The organism is Hydrogenoanaerobacterium saccharovorans (genome assembly GCF_016901815.1).
Lineage (GTDB): Bacteria > Bacillota > Clostridia > Oscillospirales > Ruminococcaceae > Avimicrobium > Avimicrobium caecorum.
In genome coordinates, this window is record NZ_JACSNR010000035.1 from 1 (window position 1) to 572 (window position 572).

Below are 572 nucleotides of genomic sequence, written 5' to 3' on the forward strand. Positions count from 1 at the left end.
TTCCTTTTGCTGCTTGCGATAAGCCGTTACTTCTTCCTTCATAGTTTTCTTGTTCTGCCATCATAACCCCCTATAACCCCTTGCATATCCAAAGGCGAGAGGGTATAATAAAAAATAAAGGAGGTGCGGTATGGACGAGCTGCAAAGACAGAAAATGATTCAGGAACTGGAGAAAAAGATTGCGGAATTGCCAGTTGGGTATATCTCAAAGAAGACAATCAATGGCAAGATTCAATATTACCACCAGTGGACGGAGGGCGGGAAAAAGCGTAGCCAGTATCTCCGGGACGGAGAAATGGAACCACTGCGGGAGCAGATCGAACAGCGCAAATCCCTGCAGGCGCAGCTGAAGGAGTTACGGTCCGGAATGCCAAAAGTTCGTCAGCCCAAGCTGGATTTTGAAACCAGCGTGATCATCGGCAAGGGTTTGGAGGCCATGTCTCAAGGGGTGAAAAACTGGGAACTCCGTGACTGCTTTGACCAACTGGAAGGGTATCTCTACGGAAAGGAGTATGACCGTGTCTGCCTGGTCTTTGGTCTGCGGCGAACCGGAAAGACAACCATGCTCCGCC

At 49.5% G+C, this 572-nt stretch carries 1 pseudogene; it reads left to right on the forward strand.

The annotated features are described in order from the left end of the window. Positions 1 to 130: 130 nt before the first annotated feature. Positions 131 to 572, forward strand: a pseudogene (locus H9X81_RS11550) (AAA family ATPase); the annotation flags it as partial.